This window comes from Pseudodesulfovibrio piezophilus C1TLV30, assembly GCF_000341895.1.
Taxonomy (GTDB): domain Bacteria; phylum Desulfobacterota; class Desulfovibrionia; order Desulfovibrionales; family Desulfovibrionaceae; genus Pseudodesulfovibrio; species Pseudodesulfovibrio piezophilus.
Genome location: NC_020409.1, coordinates 2,405,367 through 2,431,457, shown reverse-complemented (window position 1 = coordinate 2,431,457; position 26,091 = coordinate 2,405,367). Strand labels below are relative to the sequence as shown.

Annotated in this window: 21 protein-coding genes; 9 read left to right on the top strand and 12 right to left on the bottom strand. The window is 51.9% G+C overall.

From position 1 onward, the window contains the following. Nucleotides 1-130: 130 nt before the first annotated feature. From BN4_RS11455 to BN4_RS11425, 7 genes are all read right to left on the bottom strand, one after another. Nucleotides 131-559 (bottom strand): response regulator, encoded by a 429-nt coding sequence (locus tag BN4_RS11455; RefSeq protein WP_015415559.1) that lies wholly within the window; start codon nucleotides 557-559, stop codon nucleotides 131-133. A 54-nt stretch (nucleotides 560-613) separates the two neighbouring features. Continuing rightward, nucleotides 614-1,243 (bottom strand): sensor histidine kinase, encoded by a 630-nt coding sequence (locus tag BN4_RS11450; protein ID WP_015415558.1) that lies wholly within the window; start codon nucleotides 1,241-1,243, stop codon nucleotides 614-616. A gap of 18 nt (nucleotides 1,244-1,261) precedes the next feature. Beyond that, nucleotides 1,262-1,612: a response regulator gene (locus BN4_RS11445; RefSeq protein ID WP_015415557.1), complete on the bottom strand. Its 351-nt coding sequence runs from the start codon at nucleotides 1,610-1,612 to the stop codon at nucleotides 1,262-1,264. Next, nucleotides 1,593-3,344, bottom strand: a complete 1,752-nt coding sequence (locus tag BN4_RS11440) for a sensor histidine kinase (RefSeq protein WP_015415556.1) — start codon at nucleotides 3,342-3,344, stop codon at nucleotides 1,593-1,595. Before BN4_RS11440 ends, BN4_RS11445 begins: the two co-directional genes overlap by 20 nt. A 23-nt stretch (nucleotides 3,345-3,367) precedes the next feature. After that, the gene (locus BN4_RS11435; protein ID WP_015415555.1) at nucleotides 3,368-4,585 is read right to left on the bottom strand and encodes a response regulator; all 1,218 of its coding nucleotides are present in this window, start codon (nucleotides 4,583-4,585) and stop codon (nucleotides 3,368-3,370) included. Between the two features lie 24 nt (nucleotides 4,586-4,609). Continuing rightward, complete coding sequence (locus tag BN4_RS11430) at nucleotides 4,610-6,736, bottom strand: SulP family inorganic anion transporter (RefSeq protein ID WP_015415554.1); 2,127 nt, start codon at nucleotides 6,734-6,736, stop codon at nucleotides 4,610-4,612. A 146-nt stretch (nucleotides 6,737-6,882) separates the two neighbouring features. Then, the gene (locus tag BN4_RS11425) at nucleotides 6,883-7,485 is read right to left on the bottom strand and encodes a TetR/AcrR family transcriptional regulator (protein WP_015415553.1); all 603 of its coding nucleotides are present in this window, start codon (nucleotides 7,483-7,485) and stop codon (nucleotides 6,883-6,885) included. 246 nt (nucleotides 7,486-7,731) lie between these two features. Here BN4_RS11425 and BN4_RS17250 point away from each other — a divergent pair, with 246 nt between their 5' ends. After that, nucleotides 7,732-10,470, top strand: coding sequence for a PAS domain S-box protein (locus tag BN4_RS17250; protein ID WP_015415552.1), 2,739 nt, complete (start codon nucleotides 7,732-7,734; stop codon nucleotides 10,468-10,470). A gap of 21 nt (nucleotides 10,471-10,491) precedes the next feature. Here the strand turns inward: BN4_RS17250 and BN4_RS11415 are convergent, their stop codons facing one another. The 4 genes from BN4_RS11415 to BN4_RS11400 are packed head-to-tail and all read right to left on the bottom strand — an operon-like array spanning nucleotide 10,492 to nucleotide 15,169. Beyond that, nucleotides 10,492-12,036 carry an ATP-binding protein gene (locus BN4_RS11415; RefSeq protein ID WP_015415551.1) on the bottom strand — a complete coding sequence of 515 codons (1,545 nt, stop codon included), beginning with the start codon at nucleotides 12,034-12,036 and terminating at the stop codon, nucleotides 10,492-10,494. Then, nucleotides 12,029-12,556 carry a YfiR family protein gene (locus BN4_RS11410; RefSeq protein ID WP_015415550.1) on the bottom strand — a complete coding sequence of 176 codons (528 nt, stop codon included), beginning with the start codon at nucleotides 12,554-12,556 and terminating at the stop codon, nucleotides 12,029-12,031. The genes BN4_RS11415 and BN4_RS11410 overlap by 8 nt, the downstream gene beginning before the upstream one ends. Then, on the bottom strand, nucleotides 12,556-14,487 hold the full coding sequence (locus BN4_RS11405) for a TonB-dependent receptor plug domain-containing protein (protein WP_231856533.1): 1,932 nt from the start codon (nucleotides 14,485-14,487) through the stop codon (nucleotides 12,556-12,558). Before BN4_RS11405 ends, BN4_RS11410 begins: the two co-directional genes overlap by 1 nt. After that, complete coding sequence (locus BN4_RS11400; protein WP_015415548.1) at nucleotides 14,471-15,169, bottom strand: response regulator transcription factor; 699 nt, start codon at nucleotides 15,167-15,169, stop codon at nucleotides 14,471-14,473. The genes BN4_RS11405 and BN4_RS11400 overlap by 17 nt, the downstream gene beginning before the upstream one ends. 257 nt (nucleotides 15,170-15,426) lie before the next feature. Between BN4_RS11400 and BN4_RS11395 the strand changes: the two genes are divergently transcribed. Continuing rightward, nucleotides 15,427-16,281 (top strand): flagellin N-terminal helical domain-containing protein, encoded by an 855-nt coding sequence (locus tag BN4_RS11395; RefSeq protein WP_015415547.1) that lies wholly within the window; start codon nucleotides 15,427-15,429, stop codon nucleotides 16,279-16,281. A 96-nt stretch (nucleotides 16,282-16,377) separates the two neighbouring features. Here the strand turns inward: BN4_RS11395 and BN4_RS18240 are convergent, their stop codons facing one another. Next, nucleotides 16,378-16,506: a hypothetical protein gene (locus tag BN4_RS18240; RefSeq protein WP_269450393.1), complete on the bottom strand. Its 129-nt coding sequence runs from the start codon at nucleotides 16,504-16,506 to the stop codon at nucleotides 16,378-16,380. Nucleotides 16,507-16,614: 108 nt separating this feature from the next. On the opposite strand from BN4_RS18240, the gene BN4_RS11390 reads away from it, so the two are divergent. From BN4_RS11390 to BN4_RS11360, 7 genes are all read left to right on the top strand, one after another. Continuing rightward, complete coding sequence (locus BN4_RS11390; RefSeq protein ID WP_015415546.1) at nucleotides 16,615-17,214, top strand: RNA polymerase sigma factor; 600 nt, start codon at nucleotides 16,615-16,617, stop codon at nucleotides 17,212-17,214. After that, nucleotides 17,211-17,891, top strand: a complete 681-nt coding sequence (locus tag BN4_RS11385) for a flagellar hook assembly protein FlgD (RefSeq protein ID WP_015415545.1) — start codon at nucleotides 17,211-17,213, stop codon at nucleotides 17,889-17,891. Before BN4_RS11390 ends, BN4_RS11385 begins: the two co-directional genes overlap by 4 nt. Nucleotides 17,892-17,917: 26 nt before the next feature. Continuing rightward, entirely contained in the window at nucleotides 17,918-19,468 is a 1,551-nt protein-coding gene (locus tag BN4_RS11380) for a flagellar hook protein FlgE (RefSeq protein ID WP_015415544.1), read from the top strand. Between the two features lie 25 nt (nucleotides 19,469-19,493). Further along, nucleotides 19,494-21,503, top strand: coding sequence for a flagellar hook-associated protein FlgK (locus BN4_RS11375; protein WP_015415543.1), 2,010 nt, complete (start codon nucleotides 19,494-19,496; stop codon nucleotides 21,501-21,503). Between the two features lie 15 nt (nucleotides 21,504-21,518). Further along, complete coding sequence (gene flgL / locus BN4_RS11370; RefSeq protein WP_015415542.1) at nucleotides 21,519-22,709, top strand: flagellar hook-associated protein FlgL; 1,191 nt, start codon at nucleotides 21,519-21,521, stop codon at nucleotides 22,707-22,709. 9 nt (nucleotides 22,710-22,718) lie between these two features. Then, on the top strand, nucleotides 22,719-24,440 hold the full coding sequence (gene fliD, locus BN4_RS11365; RefSeq protein WP_015415541.1) for a flagellar filament capping protein FliD: 1,722 nt from the start codon (nucleotides 22,719-22,721) through the stop codon (nucleotides 24,438-24,440). Between the two features lie 367 nt (nucleotides 24,441-24,807). Then, on the top strand, nucleotides 24,808-25,929 hold the full coding sequence (locus BN4_RS11360) for a DEAD/DEAH box helicase (RefSeq protein WP_015415540.1): 1,122 nt from the start codon (nucleotides 24,808-24,810) through the stop codon (nucleotides 25,927-25,929). Nucleotides 25,930-26,091: the final 162 nt, after the last annotated feature.

Sequence of the window (26,091 nt, the reverse complement as noted above, 5' to 3'; positions counted from 1 at the left end):
TCTCCTCTTTTCGGAGCAAAAACAGGATCAGTTTAGGCCCGTTCACATGAAAAAAGGACCTTGACCGCACGCCAAGACCCTTTTCACACGCACCTGCAAGCAGGTGCGTCAAAATCGTCATTTATCCCGATTACCACCCCTTGGTTTTCAGGATGTCCTTGACCTTTTTTTCAGTCCGCTTCTCCACCAGCACCATTTTCTTGGCCTGGGCTTTCTTGATTTTTTCCGTCAGGGAATCAATATCAGCAGGCTTTTCCATGAAATCCATGGCTCCAAGCTTCATGGCCTGGATTCCGGCTTCCAGTGTGGCCTGCCCGGTGAGCAGGATGACCTGCATCTCAGGGTGACTTTTCCGGATAATCTTGAGCATTTCTATACCGTTCATATCCGGCATCTGAAGATCAAGCACAATGGCATCGTAATCGGCATTGTCAATGGCCGTGACTGCGGAATCCGCGGAATCCGCAGTACTGACATTCATGCCCCTGATTCGCATTCTCTCGGACAGGGCTTCCAGGAACTCCGTTTCATCGTCGATAAGCAGTACTTTTTCAGCCATGAGAACAGCTCCTTGCTAAATAAGAATACATTGTATTTTACTCTTTTTCGCGGCTCACCTGAAGCGCAGGTTCAGGGTTTTGGCGTGTTTGTCTGTCGTCAGGGAGAGGCCCATGTCATGGGCCAATTGTCCGGGATTCGCTTCATTCATCAATGCAACGGTCTGTCCCGGAACAGAAAAGGTCATATCTCCGACACCGTCTTTTTCTCCAGTGGTCACGACAAGCGTCCCCCCGGATTCCACAGCCTCCATCAAACAGGCAATAATTTCGTGTATAAGGCGGATAAGGAAAAATGGTGCAGCCTGAACCATGACCGGATCAGCACATTCCAACTGGAGCTGTATCTGCTTCATATCGGCCATCCGTCTGGTCAAGGACACGGTCAGTTCCGCAATATCACAGAGATTCACTTCCTGAACCGCATCGTCAGTCGAATGTGAAAACCGATTCATGTTTCGCACAATGGCATCACCGCGCTGAACCTGTCCCTGAATGGTCGCTGCCGCCCGCGTAAGACGCTCCGGGTCCACCGGGACACCCTTTTCAACCATCAGGGCCAGATCACTCAGAAGTCCGGCCCCTTCGTTGATCACAGCAAAAACATTTTTGATCTCATGAGAAACGGACGCACTGATTGTGCCGAAAAATTGCAAGCTCTGCTGTGTCTCCGCACTATACTTCATGATATCTCCCCCACGACCTCAGCAGTCGCAGCACTGAATCTTGGCCATAAGTTCTTCCAGATCAACAGGCTTGATCAAATAACAGGTCGCAGCGGCGGTTCCGGCTTTGTAGTCTGCTTCGGAACCATGGCCGGACAGAAAAATGAACTTCATCTGTGGATGTTTCTCCGAAAGCAGACGACGCAATTCCAGTCCGCCGAGTTTCGGCATTTTCATATCCAGGACCGCGACATCAAACGTACCGTCGGCAGCTATTTCAAGCGCTTTTTCCCCATTATCGGTCCAGGCCACGTCCAGACCACGCAGGGCAAGCCGTTCAGCCATTGCGGAAACCAGTTCAACTTCGTCATCAACTAGCAGAATCTTCATTGTTTCCAGCCTTTTTTGTTATAGTCAGGGGCATGGTCACAGTGAATGCAGTTCCCACACCGACCTCACTTTCCACAGTCATGGAACCACCCAATTCCTGCACCAGACCATACGTGATGGAGAGCCCCAGTCCAGTGCCACCGGTCTTCTTTCTGGTCGAGAAGAAAGGATCAAAAATTTGTTTCAGGTCACTCTCCGAAATACCACACCCGTCATCCCCCACGACGAACCGGAGAGAATCGCTCCCAATCCTGTGAGCCGAGATTATCAGGTGCCCCCCATCATTCATGGCCTGAAAGGCATTATTGATCAGATTGAGAAAAATCTGTTGCAACTTGCCCCTGTCAGAGGTGAACTCCGGCAGGTCCTGCGGAATGTCCATGGTAATGGTAATTGAACGATATTCCGCTTCCTTTTGCAGGAAACCAATGACCTCATCCGCCAATTCCTGAAACCGGATACTGTCGATTTGCACATCAATATGACGTGCAAAACTCAGTAATCGTTTGGTAATCTTCCCGCACCGGGCCACTGAGGAAAGAATGGAATCAATGTTGGCAATCAGCCTATCGTCTTTCTCGTACTTCTGGCTAAAGACAAAGAGGTCCTTGGTCAACCCCGCTTTTTCATTGATAATGGCAAGGGGGTTGTTGATTTCATGCGCAACTCCCGCCGCCAACCGACCGATGGAAGCCATGCGATTGGTATGCTCCATCTGATGCAATGTCCTGGCTCTGGTTTGATCGGCAATGTAAATCTTGTCAACCATATAGGTTGCGACTCCGATAATGACCAGCAATATGATAGCCACCGTGACAAACAGCAGCCAGGTCAATTCCAGCCGAATCGTCTGCATGGGCTTCATCAGTTCCACGGTGTTCTTGACAACCATGACAATGAACGGAGTGCCTGTCACATAAGCATAACCCACAGTATATTCGTCGCCTTCCTTGCCGGTCTCCCTGAGCACGCTGGTCTTCTCCGAATACTCGGGAATGGGCAAATCCACCCGAGACAGCAGCTCTCCATGTCTGGCAGACGGCGTCTGGATGATGCCGACCGTATTGACCATGAAGGCATCTCCACCACCGGAAAGGTCCAAAGAAGACAGAATCGCGTTAAATTTCTCAGTATCCAACGTTGCTCTGAGCACAAAAGCATTGCCGGTATGCTCATCTATGACTTTTCGGGCGACAATCAGATGCGGCACATCCCGAAAACCACGGAAAACACCACTGATATACGTATTCCTGATCAGAGTATTGCGAAACCAGTCCTGCTGACTGTAATCACGCCCAAGGAGATCATGCGGCCCGAGATACGCGACCTGGTGCCCTTCACTATCGATAATTCCGATATCCACAAAACCACCGAAGCTTCCCTTGAGCGAGGAAAGCACTTTGGCAAGATTCGCTTCGTCGCGCAAGTTGGCAATGCCTTCCTTCTTGGCCAGAAAATCCAAGGCATTGGCCCGCTCTTCCAGAAAGTAGGACACGGTCCGCCGCACATTCGACGTCGTACGGGCCGTCAGCAGGAGATTCTCCGACTCCATGGAATGCCGGGTGACATTGTAGTCGATAAAAGCAAGCGTGAGCAGAGGGATAAGAGCCACAGCCGCAAGCAGCATGATGGCGAACCGCCAGATACGCCGGTAATTGAACAGATTTCTGTTCAGCCCGGCGTCCCCGGCAGTATCCCAGAATTGCGGCTTGAACTTGCTCACCATCGACATAGTGTTCCCAGAACTTCTCTCACTTATTTTGCAGAGCGAATTTTTTCATTGGCGGCACGCAGGGTTTCACTCAGGACATCAATATCCACTGGCTTGTGGAGATAGGCAAATGCCCCCAATTCCATGCAGATATCCCTGTCCTTTTCCGAACCATGCCCGGTGAGAATCACGACTTCGATCTCGGGGTGTTCCCTTTTCACACGCCGCAAAACCTCAATACCATCAATACCCGGCATCTTCAGATCAAGCACCATGACCTCAGGTTCATCCTCGCTCACCAGGTCCAGGGCGGATTCTCCATCGTAGACCACGGCAGATCCCATGTCACGCATCATCAGACGTTCGGACAAGGTCTGTGCAAATTCCCGTTCATCATCGACCAGCAGGACCTTGGATGGTACAGCGAAATCCGCCTTGCGGTAGATATCCGTCTTGTGAAACGCCTTGCCCACTCCTGCCTCAACTTTTTTGACACCATCCAGATGGCTGACGATATCCGAGAGTTCACGCTCCAGCCGTTCCAACATTATGACATGCTTATTGATCGTCAGGGTGACCGTCCCCTTCCTGGCAGAAACCTGGATATTATGCCCTTCCCCTGCCAGAACCGTCTGTACCCGAGCTGCGAGATAAAAATCCTCGACCTTGGAACGCGATGAATCAGTCACCATGACTGCGGCATTGCCGAGCTGTTCAACGACAAGCTCAGCACTCTTTTCCACCCCGACCTTGGAAATGGGGACGATGAGATCATAGAGCCTACTGGACCACGGATCATCGCATTCCTTGAGGGTCTGAACCCAAACGGCACGGTCTTCATCATCCTTGTGAAGCAAGCGAAGAGCATGCTTTCTGGCAAACCCTTCGGCACGCTCGGCAACATGCAACCGTTCCTTCATTTCCGATATCAGACACACCTTCAGGATATGGTCGATATCAGCCGGTGGCAGGTGGGAGGCAAAGCCGGAAAAGAGCAAGCGCTCCTCATCCAGGAGCTTTTTGGCCATGGCCAGACGCAGCCAGGCGATACCTCGCTCCTTTTCATGACTGAAAGCGTTGAAAACCGATGTCTTGGCGTGAAAGGCTCTCGCTATCTTGCCTTCGGCCATCCCGGAAAGAGCAGCTGCTTCGGCAACGATTTCTTGATCCGAAACCAGACGGTAACCTGTTTGTTCCAGCACACGCTGAATCACGGTGCCAGCATCCGAGAACAGGCCATTGAATACTGTGACGACAGACATTATATACTCCCTGTTTTCTGGTCGTTACGAGAGGTGACACACCGAAGTCAGCGGACAGCCCTCTTCCTCGGCCCCCTGATGCGCGTGCTCATGCGTGGCGCAAATGGCGGTTTCCATGGTCGGGTAGACATGATCCCTGCCGATCTTCTCCATCAAGTGCGTTCGATCAAGCACAGCCATGACGGCTTCATTGACTCCGCAGAGCGATATATCCAGTCCTCTTGCGCGCACCTTGTCCACGATCAGGGACAGGGCTTCCTCACCGGAAGCATCCATATCATTGATTCCGTTCGCGGCAATGATGATATGCCGAAGCTTGTCACTGGAGATCAGCCGTTCGGTAATTTGATCCTCAAGGAAACTGGCATTGGCAAAAAACAACGGACCATCGAACCGGACCAGAGCTATATGATCGCATTCCCGAAGGCCGAATGCCGTGGCATCGCGCAGGGATTCATCCTCGGTCCGGGACAGGTTCGCCACTCTGGGGCGCATGGACTTGTACAGGAAGACAAGCAGGGACAGGGAGACGCCAACCATGATGCCCTTATCCAGATGCGGGGCGAAAGCCAGTGTGCAGATAAATGACAGAATGGAGATGGCCCCGTCATACCACTGCGCCTTCCATGCATGGATAAAGCCTGACGCATTGATTAGCCCGATGACCGCCATCATGATGACCGCAGCCAGAACAGCCTGAGGTAAATGATAGAGCAGAGGAGTAAAGAAAAGCAGTGCAATAACGACCATAAGTGAGGTAAAAACACTCGACATGCCCGTCACCGCTCCCGCCTGGAGATTGACCGCTGAACGGGAAAAGGAACCAGAAGCCGGATAGCTCTTGCCACAAGCTCCGAGCATGTTGGCCAGCCCCTGTCCGATGAGTTCCTGGTTGGGATCAAGACGCTGGCCGGTTTTGGCAGCCATGGCCTTGGCAATGGAGATGGCCTCCATGAAACCAAGCAGGGAAATAATCGCGGCAAATGGCAGCAGATGAAGAATGACCTTGAGATCGAGATGCGGTGCAGAGATGGCGGGGATACCCGAGGGAACAGTACCGACAACGGCTCCACCACCCATCATTTTCAAATCAGTCGGATCAAGCCGCGAATTACCGACTTTGAGACGCCAGATACGGCCGTCACCCGTCATTCCGGCAGGCACCTTGCCATGCTCATAGAAAGTCATGGAGCCGTCCGCTCCTGTCACGCCCGCCAGCAGTGTGGACCGCAGGGATTCGCGCAAAGTATGGGCTTCATGCTTGAGACGGGATATCCTGATATTGATGACACTGAGATCATGTTCAACATCAAGCACGCCGACCACATCGCCTGAAGCCTTGGCTTCATCCATATCGCCGTTCAGACGGGTCCGGCCCTCGGCTAACTGATCGATCCCGATAATGGTTTTGTTGAAGTCGGCGACTGCTTCACGAACAGCCGGAACTTCAATAGTCTCCAACGCTGCCTGACGGTCATGATTGAACCCCAGGCTCCATGAGAGCACCGTGGTCACGACGACAGCCACCAGCACATTGGGAATTTTCGGATTGACCCGCTTTAGGATTATCATGATGCCAAAGGCGAGCGCACCCATACCCAGCGTGGGCCAATGGGTGTAATGCACTGCGGATTGCACCACACGGATAATGGTTTCATAATGATGCTCCGCTTTATCCACCGAGACGCCGAACATCTTCGACAACTGGGAAGAGGCGATGATAATGGCGGCGGCATTGGTAAACCCGTTGACAACTGGATGCGACAGGAAATTGACCACCAGTCCCAACTTGAGCACCCCAAGCAGAAACTGGAAAACACCGACCATCAGGGCAAGCAGAATGGCGTAGGCAACGTATCCTTCACTGCCAGCCGTTGCCAAAGGCTCAAGGGAGGCTGCCGTCATCAGGGAGACCACTGCCACAGGACCGGTAGCCAATTGACGGCTGGACCCGAACAATGCAGCGACAAGAGGAGGCAGAAACGAGGCATACAGCCCATAATACGCAGGCATACCCGCAAGCTGCGCATACGCCATGGATTGTGGAATGAGTACGAGGGCCACAGTCAGGCCCGCAATGGCATCGGCCCGGAAAGCCGCCATGGTGTACCCTTTGAACCAGCCGATAAAGGGGAAAATTTTCGTCAGCATTCAGCCTCTTCCTTTAGTCTTGCGTCTGCGAATCGCTGCTCACGCATTTGCTTCGGATCACTGTCTCCCAAGCACGATTTTCACCAAATCCAGTCTACCCTCTGCCCCGGCAGAAGAATACCCCACCCATATACTTGCCCTGGTCATCAAATCGAAGGATCATGGCACTCCGCTCGCAACATCCTTCGACACATCGCCATCAGTTCGTTGAATAACGCACCCGCGTCATATAAATTGTAATTCTTGAACCGTACGAGACCATCAACCATTGTAAACAGAATAAGCGCAGATTTTCGCGGATTGACATCCTGGCTAATGGAGCCGTCTGCCCGGCCAGTCGCAATAGCCTTTTCAAAAATATCAACGAGGCAATTGTAAATGGCCTCCAGATTTTGCCTGAACCCCTGGTTCGACTCTGAAAATTTGTAAAGAAAGTGCCTATGCAACAGAAGAAACTTGTCTTCCATCAACCCCGCAAGGTAGAGGTGAAAGGCGACAACTTCTTCGATCATCTCCAACCCCGACGCAAACGGCCTGTTCTCGAAAAACTGCTCGAACTGGTCAACAATCTCGTCGCGCGTCTTCTCCAGGATTGCCAAAAGCAACCCTTCCTTGCTCCCGAAATGATAGAAGATGGTCCCTTCGGCAACGCCCGTCATGCGCGCCAGTTCCTGCCCGGACGTATCCACAAATCCTTTATTTGCGAACATAACAGTTGCGACTTTCAATATGGCTTCTTTCTTTTTCATTCCTTCCAATCCGTCTTTTATAAAAACCGAGTAGTCACTCAGTTTTTTTATTAATACTTTTCAACAGACTTGAATGTCAAAAAAAACAAGAAAACTGAGTATACACTCAGTTTTTACACTGATCACTCGTGAATTATTGAACAAAATGGACCATCAATATCGAATCTTCAAAAAATAATCTAAAAATAACTTGGAAAAGAGGTCCTTCATTTCCCTTTGAACAGCAACTCATGTTACAGTTGGGGTATGAAATCCGATCATGAAAAGACACGGGAAGAGCTGCTCCGCGAGGTGCAAACTCTTCGACAAGAACTCATGGCTCCTGAAAAAAACCATACCAGCCGCGAGATTCTCCAGTTGGCCATGCAAGAGGGCCGGCTCGGAACATGGGTCTGGAATGCCCAGGCCGGGCAGGTTCATTACGAACAGCTCTGGTCCGAAATACTGGGCTATCCTCCTGCCGATATTCGTTCTGACATGACCTTCTGGACATCCCATGTCCACCCGGAGGACAGAGAAAAAATTGTGACACTGCTTCATTCTCTGCAAGAAGGCAGCGCCGAAAGCTTTCACTGTACACATCGCCTCATCTCATATTCCGGCCAATGGATCACCTGCGTTGCCAGCGGCAAAACCATCCAGATCGACCATGAAGGAAAGCCGCTTTTCATCTCAGGGGTGTTGATTAACAAAGATGAAGATCATGGGAAGAAACATCGGCGAGATGAAGCCAAACAGCTCTACGAAAAGATTGACAACTCACCCTTTGAAGCTGTTTTCCTTTCTGAAAACGGCATATGTCGAGGCCAGAACAGGGCAGCTAGAGAACTTTTCGGCTACAGCGAAAGCGAAGCGCTGGGTCAGGAATGGAGACACTGGATTGATCATGCACACCGCCCCCAGGCCATGGAAGCCTACACACGGAGTTCGGGTGAAGTGCATGAGACCGTCGCCCTTCGCAAGGATGGCACCACCTTCCCCTGTAAAACCCAAACCAGTTCTGTGTCCTTTGAAGGGAAGAATCTTCATGTTACTATCCTGCGCAAGACTCCCGATGATGGCACAAAACCTCTGACCTTCTCTGATGAGGGCGGAATCTTCAATTCCATTCACAACACCTCTTTCAGCGGCATCGTCATTCATGACATGGGAACCATCCTCGACTGCAACCAGGAACTCGCTGAGATCACGGGATATGCACAGGAAGAACTGAGAGGCATGGACGCCCTGCGTCTCGTCGCGGCCAAGGACAGGGAAACAGTGGTTCACAATATTGTTTCAGGGCTGGAAAAAGCGTACGAGGTCACTGGAGTCCGTAAAGACGGACGAGAGTATCCACTCCAACTCGAAGGGCGAGCTGTCCCGTACAGAAAACAGCAGGTCCGGGTCGTGGAATTTCGGGACATCACCAGACGCAAACGTGCGGAAAAAGCGCTCAATGAAAGCGAGGCCAAGTATCAGGCTTTATTTGACAAGACAAAAGACCCGATTCTTGTCATCGATCTCGAATCCGGGATCATCGTTGAGGGAAACAAGATCGCCGAAATATTTTTCGGTATCTCCAGATCACACCTGATGGGTATGTCATTTGATGGCCTCCTTCCCCATGGCACTGTTCCCTTTGCCGTCAGACAACTGCTTCATGCCGGACCGGAGAACCAGAGGGACCTTCCGCTGATCACCGCTGGAGGGGAAACACGATCACTCTCGGTCAGCACAAGTCTCATTTCCTTCAATGACAGACAAATGGCCCTCAGTATCTTCCGTGATGTCACCCATGAAAACCGTGCCAGAGCAGAGTTGATGGCAGCCAAGGATGAAGCGGAAAAAGCGAGTACCGCCAAAACCCGATTTCTGGCCAACATGAGCCACGAGATACGAACCCCCCTCAACGGCATCATGGGGATGCTACAACTCCTCGAATCCACACGCCAAACTGACGAACAGCGCGAATACTCGATCATCGCCATTGAATCATGCAAACGGCTGACCCGCCTTCTGAGTGACATTCTCGATATTTCCCGTATCGAAACAGGAGAACTGACTCTGCGCCCGGCCCCACTGGAAATCCCTGAAATAATCAATCATATCGTCTTCCTCTTCAAGGCAGCTTCCAGAGAGACTGGCGTGAAACTCCAAGTCCAACTCGACCCGGCCATTCCCCCGATACTGATTGGTGATTCCGCTCGGCTACTTCAGACATTGACCAATTTCGTAGGCAATTCCTTCAAGTTCACCACTCAAGGCAGTATTACCTTGGAAACGCAACTTCTGCCCAGGGTCAGGGCAGGATTGGAACGAGTCCTCTTTACTGTCAGCGACACGGGGAAAGGCATCCGGGACGAGACCCTGAAGACACTCTTTACTCCTTTCACACAGGAAGATTCCAGCTCTACACGCCGCTATGAAGGAGCTGGACTGGGCCTAAGCATCTGTAAGCAACTCATCGCGTTGATGGGGGGCACGCTTTCCATTGAAAACAATGCCTCCGGCGGAACAACCATCCATTTTACCGTTCTTTTCCAGCAAACAGAACAGGCCGCGTCCACCCCGACGGAGCACGAACAGCTTCAGGAAACTGACTCCCGAAATCTTGATATACTGGTGGCTGAGGACGTCCGCGTCAACCGACTGGCCATATGCCGTTTGCTCGAAAAACAGGGACACCGAGTCAAGGCAGTGGAAAATGGACAGTTGGCGCTGGAAGCGCTTCGCACGGATGATTACGATTTATTGCTTATGGATGTTCAGATGCCTGTGATGGACGGATTGGAAGCAACGCGCGCCATACGAATGGGCAAGGCCGGTGAAACCAAGAAAATGATTCCCATCATCGCCCTCACCGCCCATGCAATGGATGGTGACAGGGAAATATTCCTTGATGCCGGAATGACAGACTATCTTGCCAAACCCGTGGATGCATCAGAGCTGATGTCTTCCCTGAGTAGACGCCCCAAAACCTCCATGCATGACAGCGTGGACTAACCAACCGTTCTGATATTCTGCTCACCCAGAAAGTGAGGCTTGATCCGGACTGTCACTTACTTTCGGCTCCCGATCAGTCCGAAAGAGCACAGTCACGCTGGTTCCATCCACCCCACTGGTTTTCATGGTGATATCCGCACCATGAGTTCTGGCGATCAGCGCGGCAAAATACGTCCCAAGCCCAGTGCCGTTCTCTTTACCATGGGTCACATATTTCTCGAAAAACCGACGCCGAACCGTTGCATCCACTTCGCCGGGATTGATCACGGCAATCCTTTTTTTCACACCATCGGTCATTTCGACCCCAACCGTATCGCCCGCTTTTGAAGCTTCCACGGCATTCTGCATGAGATTTCTGAGCATGGCCCTGATGAGCATGGTGTCTCCGGTTACGGAAAATTCCTCGTCCCCCACGACCTGGCATCCGTCAAGATCGATACTCAATGAGATGCCAAGGCTCTTGAGCAAAGGCGCAAATTCCTCCTCGAGACCACACACAAGCTCGACAAGATCAACCCGTTCCTGCCGAAGCGAGTAAATACCTTTCTCCATCATGAACATATTCAAATGGTTACGGATCATGTCGAGCATCCTGTATCCAGCTGCCCGGATACGACGAACCATTTTTTCCTGCTCCCGGTCCAGTCCCCCATTACGAAGCAGCAGTTCAGGATACCCGATAACCAGGCTTAACCCGGATTTGAGATCATGGCGGTTGATACGCTCCACTTCCTCCCGGATCATCTCGGCCTGGATTCTGTTGCGTATCTCTTTGAGTAACAACTGATTGTTGCGCACCAATTCATCCTGCTTGAGTTGCAACTGCATGGTCCGCTGTTCCACCTGATACTCCAGATGTTCACGATGGCGATCGAGCCGGGCATCCCTTTCCTGAATTTTCTGAAGCATGGAGTTGAACTCAGTCACGAGCACGCCAATTTCATCATCACTGTCATAGTGAACGCGGCGAGAATAATCCCGCTCAAGCGAGATATCGGAAACGACCCGAGTCAGTTGCGTAAGAGGGCCGGCCAGCTTGCGCCGAAAATGCCCTGCCAGCCTGGAACTGAAAAAGAACACACCAAGGGAAATAAGCACTCCGACCAGAAAGTTACCTTTGAGCATACTCCATTGATCATCCAGACTGATCGTGATCACCAATTGATTGCCACTGCTCACGGAAGGAATCACCGTGACGACTGTCAGGGAGGAAAACCTCGTTCTCACAGCCGGATTTCCCTGTTTTGGCAAAGTCGGAACCACTCCGTACGAAGCAAAAAGATGGCCCCCTTCAAGATAAACGGCTGCCCCGGTGACACTGGGAATCAGGGAAAGGGAATGCAGATCTTCATCGGCGGAATCAACATCGTTGAAATCAATGGCCGGACCGAGAGAATTGGCGACAAGATCAGCCAAGCTCACAGCCTTGTCCACGGCAGCCTGTCGATACGTGTGAACCATGGGGAAAATATTGAGCAGAAGCGCAAGGAGCAGTGACAGCATGGTCGTTCCCAATATCGCAGCCACTATCTTTCGGCCCAACGGATTCAGTCTGCGTTTATTCATCGCTCTTCTCTCTGTAGATCTTGACGAGTTTCAGGAGTCTGGAGCTGATGGAAAGTCCCGCTTCGTCGGCAGCCTGCGGGTTGACCTGCATTCTGAGTTTACCGCTCTGCATGTAGAAGTTGATCATCGCCCCCTGGTGGAGGTTGATCGGTCTGGTCCCTATAGTCAGGACAGGATACCCTTTGGCACGTTTGAGAATAGCTGCGGCTTCCCTGTCGGGCGTCCTGTTGATGAGGAGTATGTGACATTCAGACGATGGCCACTGCACCAGCTTGAACCCGCTCTCTTTCGGAAAAAAAGGGCGGAGAACAGCACTATCCGTTGCCGCCACAATATAGGACTGCCCCGGTTGCGGGCCACTGTTACCCGGCCAGCGAACGTAATTGACAAGCCGCTGGACATAAAGCGCTTCAAGTTGAGGCAGACTTGCGGTCAGACGATGATCACCCAGTGCATGCCCCGGCAAAAAAAATACAGCACAAAGGAAAGTCGCTATGAAAAGAGACTTTACTCTGCGCATCAGAATTCCCAGGTGACCCGAAGGTCGAGACTGGGCCCGACGCGGAGGGGGGAATACTGCTCTGTCGCTTCCCCAAGATTTTTGCCGATCAATTCGAACATGAGTCTGTCCGATGCCCGCCAGGACGAATGAACCTCAAGGGTGAGATAGCCCGGAATATTTCTTTCCGTGGGAGCGTCAACATAGCCGACAAGCACATCAAGTCCGACATTTTCCACAGGCTTGGTCAAAGCCTGCATCTTGACTTCGCCGATTATTCCTTCCTCTGGCATGGAATCTCCCACGGGATTGGAGTCGAGACTGTACAAGTTCTGGTAAATGGCACTGATGGAAGGCCGCAGTTCCAGTTGATCCGTCACCTGCCACCGAAGCTGGGTTTCCATGCCGTACGCAGTCCCTTTCAGTGAATTGCTCAGGGATGCGGTATTGGTCGCACTGTCGAATTCCAGCATGGCCAATTCATCATAATCATTGATGTAAAGTGAAACATCCAGGCCCAATGTCTCGGAAATTCGCCGCCGATATCCCGCTTCATAGGCCATAAGTTTTTCCGTTGTCAGGGAATCAGGTTGTTTTACCGTGTACATCGTCCCGTTGTACATGGTCTTATATGTGCCGCTTCGCTGCCAGCGAGTATCAGCCCGGACTGCCCGTGAAACCGCCATCCAGTACTCTTCATTAAGACGGGTGTGCAACAAACGGATAGTGGGCTGGATTTCCACCGGCGTTTCCCCGAAATAATCAAACTTGGTCCCGAGAATGAGATACAGGCTTTCGGGCATCAAGGTTATCCTGTCCTGAGCAAACGCATTGGACATAAAGACATAACGACGCTCCTGCCCGATACTCGTTTTTTCCCCGGCACGAATATTATCCCAGTAATATCGGCTCCCAACCCCCCATGTCAGTCTATGGACACCGAAAGTCTCCATGGCATGCTGCACTTCAACTTCGATAATATTGGTCCCACCTTCCAGATCATCCACATTCGCATGCTCTCTGGTGAAGGAGGTTCTGAGGGAAATACCTGCATCCAGCCCGGTGGCACGATTCCAGGTAAACTGACCGTATCCGCTGGCATCTTCCCTTTTGCGCCGATCAAAAACATGTGGTGAACCGGAATCGCCATCCATGATGCTGGAGGTGGACAGATTTCCCTGAAAAGAAAGGGCATCCGTGAAAGCATTTTCCCAATCCATGCGAAATCCGAACTGCTTCTTGAGCCAGTCACTGGAGGCCTTTGCGTCATCACCATCAATCCAGTTGCCACTTGTATAGCCAACCTGGGAATAAAGTGAAAAATGCCCGATGTCGCCCATGGCACCACCAAAACGCAGATTCTGCTCCACCCCGGTGGACCCGGCAACGGTGACACTTTGGCCGCCCTGGGTTTCCTCGGCGGTCTTGGTGATAATATTGATGACCCCCGTAAAGGAATCCGCCCCCCACAAATGCGCCCATACACCGCGAACCACTTCGATGCGCTTGATCATGTTCACAGGAATGGAGTTGCCCCAGTCCACACCGGCTGTAGCCGGAGAGGTGATGGGGCGACCATCGATCATGACCAGATGTTTGTTGCTGAGGATACCGTTGAATCCACGGATACCGATAGCCCATTTATCCGTGTCCATCTGGGCGACATGGACACCGGGGACCAGCCGGAGGACTTCCGGAAGCGAGGTGGCCCCGGAGCGGAAGATATCTTCTTCGTTGAGAACAGTGACGGCACCGGCCACCTGAGAGAGTGGCTCGGCTCTGCGCGAAGTCGTGACAATCTCGACATCCATCAGCTCTTCAAGACCGAGGGAGGCTAAGGTTTCACTGTCTTGCGCCCGGACCGGGCAGGGAAGGAGGAATAAAAACGCGACAATGATCAGGGCCACCGCGCCCGTCGCATCCCAAACCTTCGCGTTACTGTGGAACTGCAAGCAAATACCCCCGACCACGAATGGTCTTGATGCTGACATTATTACCCAATTTTTTACGAAGGTTGCTCATGTGTACGTTGAGGACATAGTCATCGAAGTCCTCACCACGCCCAAGCGCCCTCTCCATGAGATTGTTGCGTTCGACCACGCTCCCCCTGTTCAAGGCAAGCATTTCCAAGATATCATATTCAGTGGAAGTCAAATGAACCGGGCTTCCTTCTATAGTCATGTGCCGGGCATTGCGGTCTATGACCAAATCACCAAGCTCGACTTTCTTTTTGGGGGAGACGGATTTGACTTCATCATCCTCTGCGAGATGAGGAGAATACCGCCGCAGCACAGCCCGTGTCCGGGCCAGCAGTTCGCGCAGTTGGAACGGTTTCGAGACGTAATCATCCGCCCCCATTTCCAAACCGACGACCCTGTCAATCTCTTCCCCCCGTCCTGTCAGCATGATGACCGGGACATTGGAGATGGCACGTAACTGGGTCAGCACATTGAACCCGCTCGTATCCGGAAGCATGACATCAAGAAGAATGAGTTCATAATCTCCTTCTTCGGCCTTCTTCAATCCGGCATCACCCGTTGTGGCAGCATCCAGACTGAAGCCTTCTCCGTCAAGATATGAACTCAAAAGTTCAGCCAACTCAGGATCATCATCAATGAGCAGAAGTTCATTCATTACTTTCTCCTTTTACAAATACTGTAAATGTTAAGAACACACTGTGGAACGAATTTAATGTTAATTTTTATTAATTGCATTAAGAAACATTAATTTTCACTGCATCAGACTAAGTTTTTAATGCAAGTTTCATGCAGGGAACTTTTTTCCTACATAAACGTTTTGTGTGTCCTCCTCCGTATAAGTGTGCAGATAGGTTCTTTGTTCGATGTGAATGAAGAAAATGCAAGGAAGCATAACCCTTCAAGGAGGAAATCATGTCACTCGTAGTTAACAACAACTTAATGGCAAACACCGCCGCTCGTAACCTCAACACGTCTTACAGCGCTTTGAGTACGTCCACCGAACGTCTGTCTTCAGGCCTTCGCGTCAACAGCGCATCAGACGATGCTGCAGGTCTGGCGGTACGCGAGCTCATGCGCTCGGATGTTTCGACCATCAACCAGGGGGTCAGGAATGCCAACGATGGTATTTCCATGATCCAGACCGCGGACGGAGCACTTTCCGTGGTTGATGAAAAGCTCATTCGCATGAAGGAACTGGCAGAACAGGCGGCCACCGGTACATACACCTCTGACCAGCGCCTGATCATCGATTCCGAGTACCAGGCAATGGCTTCGGAGATTACCCGTATCGCCAACGCCACGGACTTCAACGGGATTTACCTGCTCAACGGTAACCTGTCCGGCGATGGAGTGACCATTCACTTCGGAACCGGTAACGACGAGGCGGAAGACAAGTACGACATCTCTGTCGATACCTGCACGGCTTCTGCCCTCGGCCTCGGATTGGGATCCGGAACCGGTGCCGGTGCAACGGTCTCCACCCAGGAACTGGCTGAGGCCTCGCTCGAAGCCCTGGATGCCGCCATTGTTTCCAAGGATAAGGTCCGTGCCAATCTCGGCGCCATGCAAAACAGGCTTTCCGCGACCGTCTCCAACCTGGAAATCCAGGCAGAGAACCTGCAGGCCGCAGAATCCCAGATCTCTGACGTAGACGTTGCCACTGAGATGACAGAGTACACCAAGCAGCAGATTATCACGCAGTCCGCCGTGTCCATGCTGTCACAGGCAAACTCACTGCCTCAGATGGCCCTCTCTCTGATCGGCTAAACGATCACAGGACAAAACTTGAACGAAGAAGGCCGGCCTCGGACCCGTCCCTGGCTGGCCTCTTCTAATGTAATCGCTTGGATTCACGATCAAGTTTCATTTTTTTTCACTTGAGAGGGAAAAAAATGCCCTGCACTTTTCATCTTCTTCAGACACCTCGGACAACACCCTCTCTTCATTAAGTTTTATTAAACTTCGCTCATCGACATTCAGAAGGGTCTTCATAAAACGAAGTCTCCGTCAATGTTCTCAACAGTTTTGCTAACAATAATTAATGCAACGCTAATGCGAACAGGTATGCACCTTGCTCATTTTCAATGCAGGAGGTCGAAAATGAGTAACACATTAATTGAATCACAAAGAACATCAGATGGAATCACATATGATGTTTTATTCAAAGAGCACTCAAAACTGATCTTCAAGCTCATCAACAACTTCATCAAGGTAAAGAATATTCGCCTAAACAACACTGAAGTTGACGACATCTACCAGGACATTGCGCTCAAAATTTTTAAGAACGACTACTTGTCAAAGTATGACCGGGAAAAAAGCTCTTTCATAACATGGTTGAACATCATCTGCCGCACCACTGTCATCGACTTTTACAGAAAGAAGATGCGTTTCATGGACGAAATACTTGGTGATGCCGGTGCCCTCGAAACTGAAGGAAGCGTTGATGCGACTCTTTTCAGCCTTCCGGCAGATGTGCTGACTGAAAGGCAAGCTGAAGTGATCACCCTCTTCTTCAAGGATGGAATGGTCACAAGTGAAATAGCGTCCGCCCTGAACATTACCAGCAGGACAGTTCGCAGCATCAAGTTCCAGGCTCTGGCCAGGCTGCGTGAACACTACGGGGCAGCATCAACGTCCCCTGATCAGCAGAAACCTGAAACAGCTCAAGACACCACAGAGACGAGGAGGAAAGTCTCATGACCGTCGAAACCACCAGCTATTATGATTCGCTGACCACGGCGACCACGGAGACCACCACAACCACCAGTGACTCCAGCACGTCGTTGACCTCTGATGATTTCATCACGTTGCTCCTGGCTGAACTGGAATATCAGGACCCGACCGAGCCTGTGGACAACTCGCAGATGGTCGACCAGATGACCCAGTACTCCCAGCTGGAGCAGCTCACCGAGATGAATGACCAATTGGAAAGCATGACGGAGACAATCTCCTCGGCCAGCATGACCACCGCCCTCAATTACATCGGCATGGAAGTCACAGCCGAAGGTTACACACTCAGCAAGTCCGGCGAAGACCTCTCCGACCTTTATTTCGAAACCACCGAAGATGCCGAGACACTGACCGCCGACATCTACGATTCAAGCGGCAACATTGTCCAGACCCTGACTTACTCCAATGTGGATGCGGGGTCCTATGAACTGGATTGGGACGGAACCGACTCTGACGGCGAAGATGTGGATGACGGTTACTACTACGTCATCATGACCGGTGAGAACAGCGAAGGCGACACCATTGATGTCACAACGACCACTACCGGAACGGTTTCGGGCCTCAGCAACACGGACGACGGCGTCATTCTGACCCTGGAAGACGGCCGTACCGTGAACATGCTGAACGTCACCTACGCCACGTCCTAACCCCAACCACCCGCAAGGAGAACGACATGAGTATCACAGGATCAATGTACGCCGGAATCTCCGGTCTTCACGCCCAGAGTGAGGCCACCTCGGTGGTCAGTAACAACCTCGCCAACTCCAGTACCACCGGCTACAAAAGCTCCTCCATCACTTTTGAGGATGTCTTTTACAGCACGGTCTACGCCGGAGGCAGCGCAGACCAGGTCGGGAATGGTGTCACAGTTTCCTCGGTCAACACCGACTACTCGCAGGGTTCATACGAATCCACCAACTCTGCCACCGATGTCGCCGTAAATGGAGAGGGATTCTTCATCGTCGTGGACCCGGACACAGGCAATACCTACTACACCCGTGATGGTAACTTCACTTTTGATACCGAAGGCTACCTGGTTGACTCCAGCGGAAACCATGTCCAGGGCTGGGCCATGGATGACGGATCGGCTTCGGGCGCACTCACGGACATACAGCTCGATTCTTCCCAATCTCCGCCCCAGGCGACTTCTGAAATGGCATTCTCCCTGAACCTGGATTCCACGTCAGACGACAACACGACATCATCCACGAACCCATACGCATCACTCTTCAATATCTATGACGGCACCGCCGATACCGCACTGGAAGATTCGCGCTACGCATATTCCTCCAGCATGACCGTCTACGACGAAAATGGTGCGGCCCATGATATCACAGTCTATTTCGACCCGGTCGAGACCGATGACGGAACCATTGCCTGGGAATATCTGGTGACATGTGATGCCAGTGAAGACATGCGCGACTTTGAAGGTACGGAGATGAGCACCACCAGCGGTGCGGGACTGCTCATGGCCGGAACCATCACTTTCAGCACGTCCGGCGACATGACATCCATGACCGCATTCACCCTCTCAGATACTCCCACGGACACTACAGACCCCATGGCCGAGGAAAACTGGGTACTGGCTGAATTCGACAACGACGGTCTCCCGGTATTTTCCGCAAACTTCACCGGCGCAGACGAGGATCAGGTCATTTCACTCGACCTGGGAATATCCAATTCGGATTACGCCACGGGAACGGGCTGGGATACCTCGGGCGGAATTGATTCGCTTGACGATATGAGTACCACCACGACCACGGCCGACCTCCCCTCTTTCAATACAAGCGTCCTGGCCACAGGGGCCACCACAAGCACAACTTCCAGCTCTGCGACCTACACACTGACTCAGGACGGATACGCTCCGGGCGTACTCCTTGATGTCGGCATCGACGAGAATGGCGTCTTGTCAGGTTCCTACTCCAATGGCCAGACCCAGGATCTCTATTCCTTTGCCCTGGCAGACTTCACCAATACGCAGGGGCTCAACGCCGAGGGTGGCAACCTGTATTCCGCCACAGCGGAATCCGGACAAGCATTCATCGGCACCGCAGGCTCGTCCTCATTCGGGACCCTTGCTTCCAATTCCCTGGAAATGTCCAACGTGGACACGGCCACCGAGCTGACAAACCTGATCATCATTCAGGCTGCCTACCAGGCCAACTCGAAGATCGTGACTACGGCAGACACCCTGTTGTCCACAGTCATCAGCATGAAGCGATAATCGATAGGCTGAACGGAGGATCGTCATGATCAACAACCTCTATAATCTCGGACTCAACGCGCTGAACAATGCCCAGGTTTCGATTGCCAATGCATCGAACAACATTGCGAACGCGGATACCGCAGGCTACCAGCGGACGAGTGTCACATACGAAACAGGGGATTCCATCACCCTGTATGGATTGACCGTCGGTACAGGAGCCGAGATCACATCCATCCAATCCCAATTGGATAAATATGTGGAGGCACAATATCTTGACGCATCCGCCGATCTGACACGGTACAATTCCTCATTGACCTACCTCTCTCAACTCGACTCCCTGCTGGACCAGACGGACGGCGGCCTCAACGACACCTTGTCCGAATTCTGGGATTCATGGAACGAACTCGTGACTGATCCCGACTCCCTGTCGGCACGCGAAGCCCTGCTCGGTGATACCGAAAGCCTTATCTACGGCATCACTTCCACCCAGGAAGAACTCCAAAACGCCGTGGACTCGATCAATACGGAAATCCAGAGCGAAGTGGATGCTGCCAACCAGCTCATCGACGACATTGCTGCAGCCAACGAAGCCATCGCTGCCAACCCGGATGACAACCAGCTCATCTCGGATCGAACCCAGATGATCCGGGACCTGAACGACATCCTCGGAGTCGATACCATTGAACAGTCAAATGGCCAGGTCACGGTCCTGACCGAGGAGGGTTACAACTTGGTAGACGGGACTGAAACTCATTACCTCACCTATGGATCGGAGCGAACCACCGAATCACTCATGGATACATCCACCTATGACGGGGAAATCCAATATTCAGGGGATTCGAGCGAAGAGATTCTACTGGAATTCGTCTCCTCGGGAACAGACGGCACGGCACAGTTCAAAGTTTCCCTCGACGGCGGCTCGACCTGGGTCGAAGATGAGAATGGCGACACTATGCTCTATACTGCCGATGATGAAAGCGGTTCCGTGGAAATCGAAGGGGTGGAGATCTGGTTTGACGGCTCTGGCGACCATGAAGTGGGCGACCGATATAGTGTCGTTGCCAAAACCGGTCTGTATTACGAAAAAGCAGACGGGACTGAGGTCAATATCACTCCGCTGACCGATGAAAGCGGTGACGATGTCTCCGGCAGAGTCGCCAGCGGTACCCTGGCCGGACTCTATACCACCCGCGACGATGCGGTCAGTGAAACCATGGACGCCCTTGATGATTTTGCCGAAGCAATCATCTGGGAAGTCAACTCCGCCCACGCCACAGGCGCAGGACTGGAAGGGCACACCGGACTCACCGGCAGCTATGCAGTGGAAGATTCTTCCGCCCTGCTCTCTAATAGCGGCCTGGATTTCGCAGACAAGATAGAATCCGGCGACCTGGAATTGATCACCTACGATTCGGATGGCGAAGTCTCCACCTCAGCCATTATCAGCTATGATGCATCCACGGATTCGCTGGACGATATCATTGCCGACATCAACACCGCTTTCGGCGGCGAACTCACTGCTTCAGTCGATGCGGATGGCTTCATACAACTGTCGTCCGACACGGACATGACGTTTGAAATAGCGGGCGACTCCACCAATCTCATGGCAGCCCTCGGCGTCAATACATACTTCACGGGCACGGATGCATCGACCATCTCACTGGATAGTTATGTGGCCGATGACCCCTCCCATATCAATGCGGGAGTCGTGAGTAGTGACGGGTCTGTGGTCTCGGGTGACAACACCGTGGCCTCTGCCATCTATTCCCTGTCCACGGAAGCCGTCACGGTCGGCGATCAGCAGACAACCATAGCAGGCTATCTGTCAGGCATCGTCTCCAGCGTCGGTTCCGCCGCATCTTCCGCTGAACTGAAAGCGACCTATGCCTCCACATCAGCCGAATATCTTTATGAACAACAGGCCTCTGCCAGCGAAGTCAGCGTGGATGAGGAACTGATCGATCTCACCAAGTATCAACAGGCATACCAGGCCGCGGCAGAAATCATCACCGTCACCAGAACCATGATGGAAACCGTTCTGGACATGGTCTAGGCCAGGGAGAATCTTATGCGCATCAGCACATCCCAGATTTTTTCACAGTCCCTGAAGTACATGAATTCAGCACTCAGTGATGTCTCCACACTGAACATGATGAATTCATCCCAAAAGAAGATCAACAACCCCTCAGATGACCCGGCAGGCATGGGCAAGGTCATGGACCTGACCTCCTATCAGGACTCCCTGAGCGGCTATGTGGACAACTGCGATATTGCCAATAACTATCTCAGCCTGGCCGACCAGGTACTTCTGGTTGGCAGTGAAAACATCACCGCCGCACTGGAGTTGACTGAACAGGCATCGACCGAGACCTACACCACAGAACAATTACAGATGATGGCTGAGGAAATGGAGAGTTATCTCGATAGTCTCGTTTCCATCGCCAATACCCAGATGGGGTCAGATTCCATCTTTGCCGGAAATGACCTTGATTCCGACGCTTATGAATATGGTCTCGGCATCACTCAGCTGAATGACAGTCTGAGCAATGCAAGTTTTGCCGGTTTCGAGGGCGAGACAGACACCTCCATTGAGGTCCAATTCACTTCGGACGGTGAAATCGGGACAGACGAACTGGACTACCAGTATTCCACCGACAACGGAGCGACCTGGATCACCGGCACCCTGGCGGCCGGAGACACGGAACTGGACCTCGGGACATGTCAGGTGGACATGCTTTCGGGCACGGAGGTGACGGCTGCCGATGATGACAGTGGGTCACAATTCGTGGTGCGGGAAGCGCTCTACTATGTCGGAAGCGATACATCGATGAGTGTCGATATTTCTCAAAGCTCGGATGTGGATATGACGACAGTGGGCAGCACCCTCTTCGGCGGTATCGATTCCTCCACAGGAGAAGCATACGAAGGGCTGAATCTCTTTGAAACCATCAGCGACTGCATCGTGTACATGGAGCAGGGAGATTATGACGCAGTCGCAGAAAGCCTTGAGACCCTCAGTTCCTGCCAGGAGCAATATGAAGCAGGTATCTCCAATGTCGGTGCCCGTGAAAACAAGGTCACCTACACGGAATCATCTCTCTCCCTGGTTCAGAGTATTACCACCAACAGCATCAGCCTGGAAGAAGATGCCGATGCCGCCCAGATTCTCGTGGAACTGGAACAGGCCAACTATGTGTATGAGGCAGTTCTCAGCTCCTCGGCAAGTATCATGGAAATGTCCATTCTGAGTTACCTTTAGGAGTATACCATGAGTTATGTCTCCTCCTTATCCAGCGATGTCACTGCCTACGAACCGGTCACCACTTCGGGAGAAGTCTCCTTTTCCGGCCTGGGCAATGGAACCGATTTTTCGGAAATCATTGATGCCACCATCGACGCCGCAAGCTACCAGCTTGAAGACTATGAGGCGCAGGTTGAGGAAACCGAATATATTGTCGATCTGCTCGAACAGATTAATGATGAATTGGAAGATCTTGAAGAAACCCTCGAAGAAATGGACGACCCTGACGAATTCTTCGAAATGGAAGGAACCAGCAGTGGAGATGAGGTCACCGTCGACCTGACGGGTGAAGCCGACGAAGGAGTACATACCCTGGTCGTGAACCAACTTGCCCAGACTGACGTCTGGGTCAATACTGAAAACGCCTTCGATTCCGAGGATGAAGTCGTCACCACCACGGCCACAACTCTTGAACTGACGTACGGCGATGAAACCATCTCCATCGACGTTGCTGCCGGAGCCACTCTCTCGACCCTTGTCAATACCATCAATGCCAGTGCCAGTGCACGTGGCTTGGTGGAAGCAGATCTCCTCTACGATGGAGAACAGTACTATTTCACCCTCAGCGGCGAGGATGCCGGAGCGGACAACGACATCGTCATCACCGACACAGGCGATCTTGACGGCTTTGACCTCGCTAATTTCACCAATACACAGACCGCTCAGAATGCCCAGATTCGTGTGGATGGATTCCCTACGGATGAAGATGCATGGATCGAACGAGATACCAACTCCATCGATGACGTGGTGGATGGCATCACCTTTGAACTCAAAGAAACCACTGATGATGACGGTGTTCGCATTACTGTGGAATACGATACCGACGCCATGATGGACAAGATTTCGACCTTTGTGGAAGAGGTCAATCAGGTTATCCTTGATCTTCAGACATTGACAGGCCGGGTCACGGATGATGACGAAGATGAAGATGAGACATATACCGTTGACAGCTACGCCATGGACATCATTTACAATGAGCTGAAGAGCACTCTTTCATCCGGGGCATTGGGGTTCTCTGCATATGATTCAGACACAGGCGGCGACTATTACAACGCATTGTCACAGATAGGTATTTCCACTGATGCCGATGAAGGCTCCGACACATTCGGCCAGCTCGTCCTGGATGAAGACGAGTTGGAAGAAGCTCTTGAAACCGACCCGGAAGCCGTGGGCAATCTCTTTTCCCAGCACGGTGTAGGCGAATCGGATACGGACGCCCTCCAGGTCATTTCGGTCATTGATACCGTGACCGGAGCCGGAACCTATGATGTCGAATACACGGTGGAAAATGGAACCCTGATTTCCGCAACCATCAATGGGGAAGACGCCTCCATCAGCGCGGATGGCTGGACAATCCTCGGGTCCGGGGACGCTGCCGGTCTCTACATGTCCGTAGTGGACCAGACCGACGGCACCCACGGGGGCGACGTCCGTGTTAAGCAAGGAAAACTCGGTGAACTGACTGACCTGCTCGAAGATATTACGGACGGTGAAACCGGAACTCTGGCCATTGTCATCGATAACTACGAATCAACCATCACCAATCTCGACAACAGCATTTATAACGAAGAAAAGCGCCTTGATGCCCTGGAGACTTCGCTGACACGCAAATATGCAGCCCTGGATTCAATGCTGTCGGAACTGGAAAACAGAAGTACCCTGGTCGAAACCCTGATGGCTGATCTCTAAAAGAAGAATCCCCCCTATGGAGCAGACACCCCTGGTACAAAAGCACAAAAAATGAATTGTACCGGTTTCCCTTTGTGGGGAATGAAAACGTATATTGTATGAAGACACTATTAAATCAATATATTAAGTTGTTTTTTACAGAATGATTTAACGCTTTACTTTCTTCACAAAATGCAGGATAAATAGTGCGCTCAGCGTGACTGGACATACGATTACTTCTTAGCCCCACTTGGGCACTTCCATTCCGCATCTGCTGAATCAAGATTTATTCCACGTACCAGAGTCATTTATAGAATGCCCGGAAAACCGGACCCACCAACCGCTGTCGCGCGCCGTTGAGTTTCCCCCTTTATTACCAGAAGGTTATATGACTTTTTCATCTTTTTCTTTTGACCAGCGCATTGTCGCCGGTATCAAAGCCTGTGGCTATGAAACCCCCACCCCTATCCAGCGCAACGCCATTCCCGTGGTGCTTGAAGGGCATGACGTCATGGGTCTGGCCCAGACCGGCACAGGCAAAACAGCCGCCTTTGCCCTCCCTATCCTGCAACACCTGCTAAAGGACAGTAGTCCAAAAGGAAGCCCCCGCGTTCTGGTCCTCGCCCCGACTCGGGAACTGGCCCTGCAAATTCAGGAAAGTTTCATTGCACTCGGCAAGCAGACCGGCATCCGCAGCGCTGTTGTCATCGGTGGCGTGGGCATGAATCCTCAGATCAAGGCCTTTGCCCAATCCCGAGTCATTGTGGCATGTCCGGGCCGCCTTGTTCGGCTTATCAACCGGGGTGCCATTCGTCTTAATACCATCACGACCCTGGTCCTTGATGAAGCAGACCGCATGCTCGACATGGGGTTCCTTCCCGACATCAAACGCATTCTCGCGCAACTGCCTGACAAACGGCAGAACCTCCTTTTTTCAGCGACCATGCCCAACGACATTAAAAAGCTCGCCGACGGCATCCTCGTGAACCCCAAAAGGGTTCAGGAAGCAAATACCGTCCCTGTCACCAGTGTCGGCCATGCCTTTTACACAACCCAGACTCACCTCAAAAATGATATTCTGGAAAAGCTTCTCTCCAAGGCGGAACATGAGAGTGTCCTGATCTTCACACGCACCAAACATAAGGCCAAGAACCTGTCGCGCAAATTGAACAAAGACGGTTATGACAGCACTTTTCTCCAAGGGAATATGAGTCAAAGCCAACGCCAGCGGGCACTCAACGGCTTCCGGCAGGGACAATTCAACATCATGGTTGCCACGGATATCGCGGCTCGCGGGATCGACTGCGACCGGATATCCCACGTCATCAATTATGATATGCCGGATACAGTGGAAACGTACACACACCGTATCGGAAGAACCGGTCGCGCTGGCCGTTCAGGACAGGCTGTCAGCTTCGTCACTCGTGATGATAAGATGCAAATACGCGCCATCGAGCGTGTCATGCGAATCAAAATCGAAAATAATACCTACGAAGGACGCGGCAGATAACAAAGACGTGTTCCTTGCCTGAACTCTCGGCATACACAAGACTCGGGCCGTATCCTCTATGAGGTATACGGCCCTTTTTTATTGGATAATTCAAACCAATTATAGGCATTTCAACTCCTGTGAAGACACAGGAAGAGACACGGAGACGATCTCCACCCTGAA